At 73.0% G+C, this 10316-nt stretch carries 10 protein-coding genes and 2 pseudogenes; 2 read left to right on the top strand and 10 right to left on the bottom strand.

Annotated features, from left to right (window positions below):
- Nucleotides 1-855 (bottom strand): MFS transporter (locus I59_RS03110; protein WP_022902623.1); only part of this gene is annotated, 855 nt, incomplete at its 3' end.
- A gap of 81 nt (nt 856-936) precedes the next feature.
- Between I59_RS03110 and I59_RS03115 the strand changes: the two genes are divergently transcribed.
- Nucleotides 937-1815: a LysR family transcriptional regulator gene (locus I59_RS03115; protein WP_022902624.1), complete on the top strand. Its 879-nt coding sequence runs from the start codon at nt 937-939 to the stop codon at nt 1813-1815.
- Nucleotides 1816-1871: 56 nt separating this feature from the next.
- On the opposite strand, the gene I59_RS20580 is transcribed toward I59_RS03115, so the two are convergent.
- The 9 genes and pseudogenes from I59_RS20580 to I59_RS03160 all read right to left on the bottom strand — a co-directional run bounded on the left by I59_RS20580 (nt 1872) and on the right by I59_RS03160 (nt 9609).
- Nucleotides 1872-2648, bottom strand: a complete 777-nt coding sequence (locus I59_RS20580) for a hypothetical protein (RefSeq protein ID WP_148286061.1) — start codon at nt 2646-2648, stop codon at nt 1872-1874.
- Nucleotides 2638-3183: an RNA polymerase sigma factor gene (locus I59_RS03125; RefSeq protein ID WP_022902626.1), complete on the bottom strand. Its 546-nt coding sequence runs from the start codon at nt 3181-3183 to the stop codon at nt 2638-2640. The genes I59_RS20580 and I59_RS03125 overlap by 11 nt, the downstream gene beginning before the upstream one ends.
- A 105-nt stretch (nt 3184-3288) precedes the next feature.
- Nucleotides 3289-4653, bottom strand: coding sequence for a DHA2 family efflux MFS transporter permease subunit (locus I59_RS03130; protein WP_022902627.1), 1365 nt, complete (start codon nt 4651-4653; stop codon nt 3289-3291).
- Between the two features lie 100 nt (nt 4654-4753).
- Entirely contained in the window at nt 4754-5017 is a 264-nt protein-coding gene (locus I59_RS03135; protein ID WP_022902628.1) for a hypothetical protein, read from the bottom strand.
- Nucleotides 5014-5670: a DUF308 domain-containing protein gene (locus tag I59_RS22550; protein ID WP_022902629.1), complete on the bottom strand. Its 657-nt coding sequence runs from the start codon at nt 5668-5670 to the stop codon at nt 5014-5016. Before I59_RS22550 ends, I59_RS03135 begins: the two co-directional genes overlap by 4 nt.
- A gap of 148 nt (nt 5671-5818) precedes the next feature.
- Nucleotides 5819-6580, bottom strand: a complete 762-nt coding sequence (locus I59_RS19025) for a DUF11 domain-containing protein (protein ID WP_187289779.1) — start codon at nt 6578-6580, stop codon at nt 5819-5821.
- Between the two features lie 42 nt (nt 6581-6622).
- Nucleotides 6623-6913, bottom strand: a pseudogene (locus tag I59_RS23320) (hypothetical protein); the annotation flags it as partial.
- A 443-nt stretch (nt 6914-7356) separates the two neighbouring features.
- A pseudogene (locus I59_RS23800) lies at nt 7357-7854 on the bottom strand (hypothetical protein); the annotation flags it as partial.
- A gap of 102 nt (nt 7855-7956) precedes the next feature.
- The gene (locus I59_RS03160) at nt 7957-9609 is read right to left on the bottom strand and encodes a glycoside hydrolase family 13 protein (protein ID WP_022902631.1); all 1653 of its coding nucleotides are present in this window, start codon (nt 9607-9609) and stop codon (nt 7957-7959) included.
- A 100-nt stretch (nt 9610-9709) separates the two neighbouring features.
- Here I59_RS03160 and I59_RS03165 point away from each other — a divergent pair, with 100 nt between their 5' ends.
- Nucleotides 9710-10267, top strand: coding sequence for an NADPH-dependent FMN reductase (locus I59_RS03165; RefSeq protein ID WP_022902632.1), 558 nt, complete (start codon nt 9710-9712; stop codon nt 10265-10267).
- The last annotated feature ends 49 nt before the right edge of the window (nt 10268-10316 follow it).

The following is a 10316-nucleotide window of genomic DNA, read 5'->3' on the forward strand; positions in this document are numbered from 1 at the left end:
CCCGAAGGTCGTGGCCCCGGCGACGAGTCGTTCGGTCACGTGAAACGTCGTCCCGAGGAAGGTCGGCGCCACCGAGGTGAACAGCCCCTGGACGGCCAGCGCGGCGAACGCCCCGGTGCCGGCGGCCCAGAACGCAGCACCCTTGCCGGCCGGGGCCTGGATGCGCTGCGGACGGTACGGCACGGGCGACTCGGGGCGGTCGACGGTCTCGGGCGCGGCGAGCACGACGACGAACGCGATCGCCAAGGCGATGATGAACACGACGTACGGCACCATCAGGGGCTGGCCGACGAACTCGGCGAGCGCGCCACCGACGAGGGCGCCCAGCGAGAGACCGCCGAGGTTGACCGCGCCCGCCGCGACGCTCGCGCCCTTGGCCGAGGCCTCGGAGCCGGTCGCCCGGACCCGGAGCTCGCCGAGGTGGGCGGTGGCCGTCGCGGTCAGGGTGCCGACGCCGAGTCCGGTGACGAGCCGGGCGACGATGAGCCCGGGGACGTCGTTCCAGACCAGGAAGAGCACCGCGGCGACGATCTCGAGTGCGACCGACACGAGGATGAGCGGCTTCCGTCCGTGCACGTCGCTGAGGTGCCCGGCGAGCCACAGGGACCCGACCACACCGACGCCGTACGCCGCGAAGACGACCGTGGTGGTGATCGTCGGGAAGCCGTCGCGCGCCTGGTAGATGACGTACAGCGGGGCCGGGACGGTCGCGAACGCCATCACGGACAGGAACGCGAACGCAACGGCCCAGAAGCCGGCGCCGTGACGGCGGCGGCTGTGCGACCGGCGGCCGCGCGGGGCGGGGACGGGTCCGGCCGACGGACGAGTGTCGGGGTTCTGCGCGATGACTGGCATGCTCCGATCATCGACCCCGGGCGCAATCGAGTCCAACGGATGTTCTTGATGTGTGGCATCGACGCGGTCGATGATGGGGTGATGGAGACCCGCCTGCTGGAGCAGTTCGTCGCCGTCGCCACCGAGGGCGGTGTCACCCGTGCGGCCGAGCGCCTGTGGGCAGCGCAGTCGACGGTGTCCGCCGGGATCGCCTCACTCGAGCGGTCGCTCGGCGTCCGGCTGTTCGAGCGGACCGGACGCACCCTCGTGCTGACCACCGCCGGCGAGGACCTCCTCCCCCACGCCCGCGCGGTGCTCGAGTCGCTCGACCGGATGCGGGACCTCGCGACGGTCGAGGACGCCGACCTCCGCGGGCGGGTCCGGCTCGGCATCTTCACGAGCATGGACATCGTCGACCTGACCGGCGTGCTGCGGCGCTTCCGGCAGCGGCACCCGCTCGTCGCGGTCGAGCTGATGACCTCGCCGACGGGGACGACCGGGCTCGTGCAGGACCTCGTGGCCGGACGGCTCGACCTCGCCTACTCCGGGCTGCCGAACCCGCCGAGCGGCATCGTCGTCGAGCCGCTGCGCGAGTTGCCGTTCCGCGTCTTCACCGCTCCGGACCACCCCCTGGCCGGTCGCGCATCCGTGTCGCTGGCGGAGCTGGCGGACGAGCCCTTCGTCGACACCGCGCACGGGTTCGGCAACCGCGTCCTCCTCGACCAGGCGCTCGAGCGGCTCGGGATCCGGCGCCGGATCATCGCGGAGATGAACGACATGCCCGCGGTGATCCGGTTCGCGGCCGCAGGCCTCGGCGTCGGGGTGGTCCCGGACCCGGGCGTGGAGCACGAGGGCGCCGTGCTCGAGCTTGCGGACGAGGTCCCACCGCTGCGGATCGGGCTCGCGATGCGCACCAGCCCGGAGCCGAACCGCGCGACGCAGACGCTGGCGCGCGACATCGTGGCGGCGCGCGTCGGGTAGGTCCCCGACCGACGGACTGGAGGCGCGGTGCGGACCCGCCACGCGCCTCCAGGCCGTCAGTCCCCCCAGATCTCCCCGACGATCGCGGGCAAGAGCCCGTTCGTCGGGAAGTCGGTCTGCATGATGTCGATGGTCAGGTTGCCGCGGGTGAAGTACGTGCCCCGGACAGCGTCGCCACTGTCGGTACCAGGCGTCCAGCTGCAGGCCCGGCCACCCAAGCGGTCCTCGCACGTCGGGTTGGATTCCGCCACGAGTTCCGGGATCTCGGCAGCGTCATCCTCAAAAGCCGGGCGGACCACCACGGAGATGTTGGCGACGACTCCTTCGTTCTGCCACGTGCACGACAAGGCTTCATCTGGGTCGCGCAGCCCCTGGATCCGGTCGTTCCCGTCCGGTTGCCGACCACCGCCTTCAGGAGTCCAGATCGTCGACGTGTGCTGAGCCGCTCCGAAGAAACGGGCGTAGTCGCTGTCGGGGACGAGGAGGTAGCAGTCGCCCGGGATCCGGACGTCCGGCTCGCTCGTCGGCGTCGGTGTCGGCACCGGGCGGGGCGTCGGGGTCGCGGTGATCGGTGCGGACGTCGGTGTGGTGGCCGACGGTGCCGGTCCGGGCTCCTGCGTCTCGGTGGGCGCTGCGACGGGTCGGTCCTGCTGGGACAGGCTCAGGGCGACCGCGCCGGACGCGGTGCCCAGGGCGAGCAGCCCGACGACACCGATCACGAGACCGGGGCGCGCACGGCGTCGGCGTCGCGGTGTGGCGCGCTCGAGGACGTTCTGCTTCATCGCCACGAGCATCCGCTGGAGGTCGTCTCCCTCGGGGGGTTCAGTGTTCATCGTGCATCACCGCCTTCCGCAGTCGTGCGCGGGACCGCGAGACCCGCTGGGTGACCGCACCGACGCTCAGGCCGAGCAGCTGCGCGGCCTCGGCGTAGGAGTGCCCCTCCAGCAGGCAGAGTTCACAGATCCGTCGATCGGTCTCGGGCAGGGCCGCGATCTCGTCGCGGACCCATCGGAGCCGTTCGACGGCCTCCGCGTGGTCGTCGGGTGCGCGGAGCTCCTCGGGGAGCTCGACGCCGCGGCGACGGGCCTGCTTGCGCCCGGCGTTCAGCGCGTGGTTCCGGCAGACGACGAGCAGCCAGGGCAGCATCGTGTCGGCCGGGAGCTCGAGGGTCGCGGCGCGCTGCCAGAGCGTCAGGAACGTGTCCTGCACCGATTCCTCGACGTCCATGCGGCTCTCCACGACGGCCCAGGCGTACCGGGTGAGCGTGGCCGCGTACCGGTCGAACGCTCGTGCGAGCGCCTGCTGGTCGCCGTGCCCGATCGCCCGGACGAGTTGCTCGTCCGTCTCGGCGCCCGTTCCCACGTCCACATCCCACCCCCTTCGTCCAGGAGTGTCGGCAGGACCCGCGATCCTGACAGGACGGTTGCGGAAACGTGATCTCGGGCGTGTCGCCGGCCCGCTGTCAGCCCGGGTTCATTCGTCGAGCAGCGGTGCGATCCCGGCGACGGAACGGTCCGCAGCGGCGGACGTCGAGAGGAAGGCGACCATCACGATCGCCACCCCGATCCCCACGACGATCCACCACATCGCGTGGGTCGCCACCGCGAACGACGGCCCCACGCTGGCCACGGCGCTCGCCCCGGTGACGGTCCCGGCGAGGGCGACCCCGAGCGACACCCCGGTCTGCCGGCTCGTCGACGCCACGGCAGCGGCCGAGCCGGACTGGGCGCGGGGCATGCCCGACACCGCGGTGTTGGTGATCGGCGCGTTCACCATCCCGAACCCGAAGCCGAACAGCACGAACGCCACGACGAGCACGGGCATCGGTGTGGCCGCTCCGATCGTGGTGAGGACGGCGCCGGCGCCCGCGATGCCGAGACCCGCGAGCAGGAGCGGCACTCGGACCCCCATCGAGCCGACCAGCCGCCCGGACAGGGGCGAGACGAGCATCGTCGCGACGGCGGCCGGGAGGGTCCACAGGCCCGCCTCGAACGGACTCATGCCACGGACTTCCTGCAGGTAGAGCGCGCTGAGGAAGAGGAACGCACCGTTCGCGCCGAACGCGACGATCGCCGTCACGACCGCGGACGAGAACGGGATGCTCCGGAAGAACCGGACGTCGACGAGCGGTTCGGCGCGGCGCCGCTCGACCCGGACCAGGACGACGAGGGCCACCGCTGCCAAGGCGAAGAGGCCGAGCGACGCCGGCGACGTCCAGCCGAGGCGCGGCCCCTCGATGAGTCCGCCGACGAGGGACGCCAGCAGCACGATGACGAGCACCTGCCCCAGGGGGTCGAGCCTCCGCGGCTTCGGCGAGCGCGACTCGGGGACGAACAGGAGGGTGAGCACGATCGCCGCGATGCCGACCGGCACGTTGATCCAGAAGATCGCACGCCACCCCACCGAGTCCGTGAGCGCTCCGCCCACGAGGGGCCCGAGTCCCATCGAGACCCCGACGACCGCGCCCCAGACGCCGACCGCACGAGCGCGCTGCCGCGGGTCGTCGAAGGTCGCCGTGATGATCGACATCGCCACCGGGTTCATCATCGAGCCGCCGACGGCCTGCACCATGCGGAAGACGACGAGCCAGCCGACGCCCGGCGCGAGCGAGCACAGGAGCGACCCCACGGTGAAGAGGGCCAGGCCGACCTGGAACGTCGTACGCCGCCCGATCCGGTCCGCGGTGGACCCGGAGAGCAGCAGCAGGCTCGCGAGGACGAGCGTGTACGCGTCGATCGTCCACTGCAGCCCGGAGATCGTGCTGCCGAGCTCACGGCCGATGGACGGCAGCGCGACGTTCACGACGGTCGCGTCGAGCGACACGATGAAGAGGCTCATGCAGCAGATCGCGAGGATCAGCCGCGGGTGGCGGTACCGCGACGGCAGGTCGGGCGCCCCCTGGAGCGGGCGGAGCCGGCTGCTCGTGCGGGTCGTCCGCTCAGTGGAAGTCGTTGCCGTCGCCCTCGCCCGGGGTCTTGTGACCGCCGAGCATGTCGTTGTCGTCCTGGTCGCTCGTCGACGCCAGCTGGAGCATGGCCAGCACGACCACGACCACGATGAACGCGACGCCGAGGAAGATCACGGCGAGCTGCGCTTCGCGGGTCGAGATGAGCACGACCAGGCCCACGAAGACGGCGACGATCGCCGAGATCCCGAGGAGCTCGGCCGGGCGCAGGCGGTCGCGACGGCTTGGGGTGCTCATGCGTGTGGTGCTCCGTCCGGGGCGGCGACCGGAGCGGCCGTTCCCCACTTGTGCGAGAGTCCGGCGATCACGTGGAAGACCGCCGCGACGGCGAGGTAGGCGCCGAACAGCCCGACCAGGATGATCGGCGCGTCGAGGGTGCCCTGTGCGTTGTCGATGCCGCCGAGCTCCTTCGAGTAGTCCGGCGGCGTGAGGAGGAACGCGATCGCGAGCAGCAGGGTCAGCCCGCCGACGGTCGTCCAGTCCCGGGAGAAGGGCGACCGGCCGCGCACCCGGAGCCCCTGGGTGAGCTCGAGCGCGCCGGTCAGCACCGCGAACGCCACCACGATCGTGATGAACGCGGGCAGGCCGGCCCCGTTCAGCACCAGTGCGGCAACGCCGGCGACGAGCGCGACGACGGCTTGGGCGAGGGTCGAGCGGGCGGATCGCGCGTCGCCGTCGAGCCGACGAGAGCCGACCGCGAGGACGATGCCCTCGACCACCGCGTACGCGCCGAACAGCAGCAGGCCGTAGCCCGCGGCGTGGTTCGAGGAGAACGTGATCACGAGCGCGACGACCGCCGCGGGGACCGCCCGGAGGACGGGGACCGGCCAGTAGCGTGCGCGCCGGGTGGCGTCGTCCACGGTGGTGGCGTCGTCCACGGAGTCGGACACGGGACCTCTTTCGGGCATGCGGATCGTCGCGTCGATCCTACCGCCGGCGCGGTGGGCGCCCGACCGGGGCCGGTTCCTCGCTGAGGAGACTCGAACCCCGGCCGGGACGCACCGACCGTCGCCGGCGACGGCCGGTCGCTCTCGCTGCTCAGTCGCCGACGCTCGCCCGCGCCCGTCGGCGCCGACGGAGGAGGAGCCACCCCGTCCCGCCCACAGCGGTGGCGAGGACGGCGAGCACCGCGAGCGGTACCAGCCCGCCAGCGCCGGTGTACGCCAGGCGGTCGGGTCCAGCGTGGCCGGCGCCGTTCCCGGACCCGGCATCGGCGTCCGGCCGCCCGTCGCCCGACGCGGGGCCATCGTTGCCGTTGCCGCCGTTGCCGTTGCCGTTGCCGTTGCCGTTGCCGTTGCCGTTGCCGTTGCCGCCGTCGCCGCCGTCACCCGCCCCGGGTCCCGGAGAGGGCGCCCCCGACGGTGTCGGCGCCGGCGCCACCGTGGGCGTTGGCGTGACCGTCGGCGTCGGCGTCGGCCGCGTCCCGTCGCCCGGGTCGACGACGCCGATCGTGACCTCCGGCGACTCGTCACCGCCGTCGGGGTCGCTCGGCGATGTGGCGGTCGCGACGTTCACCACGTCCGACCCGTCGCCCTCGTAGTCCGGGTCGAGCACGGCGCGGATCCGGAAGTCGACCGAGTCGCCGACCGCGAGCGTCCCCGTGGAGGAGCACGTCACCCGCTGCCCCTCGGCCGTGCAGCCGTCGGGCGACCCGGCGAAGTGCATCGCCGCGGGCAGGTCGTCGACCGCCCCGACGTCGAGCGCGACCGCCGGGCCGCGGTTCCGCGCGGTCACGACGTACTCGACCTCGTCGCCCGGCGCGATGCCGTCCGACGGGCTGACCCGCTTGTCCGTCTCCACCTGCGCGGTGGTGTCCGCAGCGACCGTCGTGGTCGCGGTCGAGCGGTTGTCCGACTCGTCGACGTCGGACACGGACGGAGCGGCCTCGACGGTCGCGACGCTCTCGAGCTCACCGGACGCGGCGTCGTCCACGGTGGCGCTGATGACGACGGAGGCGGACCCACCACGGGGCAGGTCGAGGTCCGTGGCGACGTCGCCCGTGCCGGACGGGACGCTGCACGCGGCCGCGTCGGCATCCGCGCAGCGCCAGCGCACGTCACGGAACCCGTCGGGGACGTCGACCGCGAAGGGGCTCGGCGCGCTGTCGTTGATGCCCGTGTTCCGGGCCGTCGCCGTGTACTCGACCGGGGGCGCCCGGGGTCAGGGTCGGCGGGAGGTCCTGCTCCACGGCGAGTTCCGCGGGCTTCCAGACGCGGAGCCGCTCGATCTCGTGCACGTTGACGTGACTGCCGGTCGCCGCAGCGAACCCGAGGCGCAGCGTGTCCCGGCAGCGGAGCCTGCCCGTCACCCTGCAGCGGCACGTCGGCGAGCACGGTCCGCATGGCGCTGCCCTGCTGCAGACGGACCGTCATCGACAGCTGCCCGGCGGCACCCGGCAACAGCGTGATCCGGACCCGCCGCGGGGAGTCACCCGCAGCGAGGACGCCGCCGGGCGCGGGGGCCCCGGCGATCCAGCGGTAGCCCTCGAGCCCGTCGCCGGAACCGCGGATCACCACGTGCTGCGGGCTGGCGCCGGGCCCGGAACCGTTGATCCGTGCCGAGAAGTTGCCGTAGTGGTCGAGGGCCACCGCTGCGAACCCACCGGGGACGCCGGGCAGGTCGCACACCCGGCCGCCGCCCTCGGTCGCCTCCTTGCGGCAGGTGTAGCCGAGCCCCGCGCCGAAGGACCCCACGCCCTGCTGCGCGGCGCCGTCCGCGAGGAACAGGAGGAGCCCGTCGGCACCGGGGTCGTCCTTCGCGGTGTGCATCGTGTACGTGAACTCGATCTCGAGTCCGCTGTCGGACGGGAACGTGTCGTTGGTCGACCACGCCCCCGCCTGCTTCTTGGTGTCCTCGGTCAGACGGAGGCGTCCGCCGGCGATCTTCGCGTCACCGTGCAGCTCACCCCCGGCCGCCGAGGTGAACTCGTGGACGTACGGGAACGTGAGCTCCGCCGCGGACGAGTGCGGCGCGGTCAGGGCCGGCGCGGCGAGCACGGCGAGCGCGGTGCACGCGCTCGCCGCGACCGCCAGGCGCCGGACGATCCGGGATCTGGTGGTGCTGGGATGTGTCATGCCCCGATGGTCGCGAGCAGCACCACGCCTCCGAGGGGCTCGCGTCAGACCGGTGGAGAGACGACGCGACCGACGCGGCTGTGCAGGAACGGGGAGCTGCCGTCAGCGTCCGGGCACGATCCAGACCGTCGTCTCCCCCGGGAGTTCCGCGTCACCGAGCGGCCCCGATGCCAGCACAACGGCACCCTCGGGCAGCGGGACCGGCTCCGTGCCGAAGTTCGTCACCGAGCGCCACCCGTCGTGCCGGTCGAACGCGACGACCTCCGGCGACGCGGGCTCCGCCACCCAGGTCAGCTCCTCCCCGCGCTGCAGCCGTGCCCGTTCGGCGAGCGCGGCGCGGTACAGGCTCAGCGTCGAGGCGGGGTCGCCCGACTCGGCCTCGACCGAGCTCGCCCCGGACTCGGCGGGCTGCGGCAGGTGCGGAGCGGCGGTGCCGAAGCCGAACGACGGCCCGGAGGTCGTCCACGGGATCGGCACCCGGCAGCCGTCCCGTCCCTTGACCGCGTGGCCGGTCCGGATCCACTTCGGGTCCTGCAGCTCGTCCCGCGGGATGGCGGCGGCCTCGTGCAGCCCGAGCTCCTCCCCTTGGTAGACGTACGTCGACCCGGGCAGCGCGAGCAGCAGCATCGTCGCGGCCCGCGCCCGTCGGAGCCCCCGCGCACGGTCGAGCTCCGGGGACGTTCCGTCGGTCATGAGCCAGGCGTCGGTGTCGGTCCCGTCCGGCAGCCCGTACCGGGTCGCGTGCCGGACGACGTCGTGGTTGGACAGCACCCACGTGGAGGAGGCGCCGGACTGCTCGGACGCCGCGAGGTTCCGGTCGATGACCTCGCGGAAGACCGCCGCGTCGAACGGCGACTCGAGCAGGTCGAAGTTGAACGCCTGCCCGAGCTCGGTCGGCCGGGCGTAGAGCACCCGACGGGGTGCCGGTGCCCACGCCTCCGCCACGGCGGCTCGGGGCGGGTCGTACTCGTCGAGCACGCGGCGCCACCCCGCGAAGATCTCGTGCACCTCGTCGCGGTCGTACAGCGGGTCCGAACCGTCGAGCGGCAGGGCGTGCTCGTTCGAGGGCCGGTAGGGCGTGGAGAGGTCCTTCGCCAGGCCGTGCGCCACGTCGACCCGGAACCCGTCGACCCCTCGGTCGGCCCAGAAGCGGAGCGTCTCCTCGAAGTCCGTCCGCACCTCGGGGTTCGACCAGTCGAGGTCGGGCTGCTCGGGCGCGAAGAGGTGCAGGTACCACTGCCCGTCCGGCACCCGGGTCCACGCGCTGCCGCCGAAGTTCGACACCCAGTCACTCGGCGGGAGCTCGCCGGACTCCCCCGCTCCCTCGCGGAAGACGTACCGGGCGCGCTCCGGCGAGCCGGGGCCTGCGGCGAGCGCGGCACGGAACCACTCGTGCTGGTCGGAGGTGTGGTTCGGCACGATGTCGACGATGACGCGGAGGTCGTGCTCGTGGGCGGCGCGGAGGAACGCATCGAAGTCGTCCAGCGTGCCGAGCCGGGGGTCGACCGCCCGGTAGTCGGCCACGTCGTACCCGCCGTCGGCGAGCGGGGACGGGAAGAACGGCGAGAGCCACACCGCGTCGACGCCGAGCGAGGAGAGGTAGGGCACCCGCGACGTGATCCCGACCACGTCGCCGAGTCCGTCGCCGTCCGCGTCGGCGAAGCTCCGCGGGTAGACCTGGTAGACGACGGCGTTCCGCCACCAGTCGGGGTCGGCGGTGCGGGGCGTGCTGGCGGGCGTCCGTGGCGTGCTCACGCGGCCGACGATACCGACGACCCGGTGTGCGGGAATAGTGCATTCCCGGCCGTGATTGCTTGTACCTGACACCTTTCCGTCACCGAACAAGGGAACGCGCATGACGAACGTCCTGGTCCTGGTCGGCAGCCTCCGCGCCGGCTCGATCAACCGCAAGCTCGCCGAGGCCGCGGAGCAGCACGCTCCGGAGGGCATCGCGCTCAGCACGTACGACGCCATCACCGACCTGCCCTTCTACAACGAGGACATCGACGGCGAGACCCCGCCGGCCGCCGCCGTCGCGTTCCGCGAGGCACTCGCCGCCGCGGACGCCGTGCTCCTCGTCACCCCCGAGTACAACGGCACCATCCCGGCCGTGCTGAAGAACGCCCTCGACTGGGCCTCGCGTCCGTTCGGCGCCTCGCCGATCTCGGGCAAGCCCCTCGCCGTGATCGGTTCGGCGTTCGGCCAGTACGGCGGCGTCTGGGCGCACGACGACGCCCGCAAGGTCGCCGGGATCGCCGGCGCGAAGGTCCTCGAGGACGTCAAGGTCGCGATCCCGCAGTCGGTCGTCCGGTTCGCGGAGACCCACCCGCGCGAGGACGACGAGGTCGTCTCGCTGGTCCAGGACGCGCTGCGCGCGCTCGCGGACGCCGCGTCGGAGCCGGTCGCCGCGTAGCCGGTCCGCAGCGGCCGTCGCCGCACGCGACGACAGGGACGAACGGGAG

It is taken from the genome of Curtobacterium sp. B8 (assembly GCF_000333315.1).
Classification (GTDB): Bacteria; Actinomycetota; Actinomycetes; order Actinomycetales; family Microbacteriaceae; genus Curtobacterium; species Curtobacterium luteum.

Bases quoted from the DNA above. Each gene is read 5' to 3' on its own strand.
- I59_RS03135 (WP_022902628.1), bottom strand. From the start codon at position 5,017: ATGAGCACCCCAAGCCGTCGCGACCGCCTGCGCCCGGCCGAGCTCCTC.
- I59_RS20580 (WP_148286061.1), bottom strand. From the start codon at position 2,648: ATGAACACTGAACCCCCCGAGGGAGACGACCTCCAGCGGATGCTCGTG.
- I59_RS03115 (WP_022902624.1), top strand. From the start codon at position 937: ATGGAGACCCGCCTGCTGGAGCAGTTCGTCGCCGTCGCCACCGAGGGC.
- I59_RS03165 (WP_022902632.1), top strand. From the start codon at position 9,710: ATGACGAACGTCCTGGTCCTGGTCGGCAGCCTCCGCGCCGGCTCGATC.
- I59_RS03130 (WP_022902627.1), bottom strand. From the start codon at position 4,653: ATGAGCCTCTTCATCGTGTCGCTCGACGCGACCGTCGTGAACGTCGCG.